Here is a 317-nt window from a genome sequence, read left to right as displayed (position 1 = left end):
CCCCCCCCCCCCCCCCCCCCCCCCCCCCCCCCCCCCCCCCCCCCCCCCCCCCCCCCCCCCCCCCCCCCCCCCCCCCCCCCCCCCCCCCCCCCCCCCCCCCCCCCCCCCCCCCCCCCTTTTTTCAAGCCGAAGACGGCATACGAGATCAGGCGCCATGTCTCGTGGGCTCGGAGATGTGTATAAGAGACAGGGTATGAGCAGCGGCGTCGGCGCCATGTTTATCGGCTTTTCCGCCAAGCTGGCGACGGCCACACTGAATTAATCGAATCGAGCGGGTTATGCCAAAACGTACAGATATCAAAACCATCCTGATCATC

The 317-nt window shown here is 69.4% G+C and carries 1 pseudogene; it reads left to right on the top strand.

The features are described from left to right. Positions 1 to 190 precede the first annotated feature (190 nt). Positions 191 to 262 (top strand): annotated as a pseudogene (locus JHD73_RS28475) (leucine efflux protein LeuE); the annotation flags it as partial. Between the last annotated feature and the right edge of the window lie 55 nt (positions 263 to 317).

It is taken from the genome of Ralstonia sp. ASV6, from assembly GCF_016429285.1.
Lineage (GTDB): Bacteria > Pseudomonadota > Gammaproteobacteria > Burkholderiales > Burkholderiaceae > Ralstonia > Ralstonia flaminis.
The sequence above is the reverse complement of the archived record's forward strand: the minus strand, read 5'-3'. Positions and strand labels throughout refer to the sequence as shown.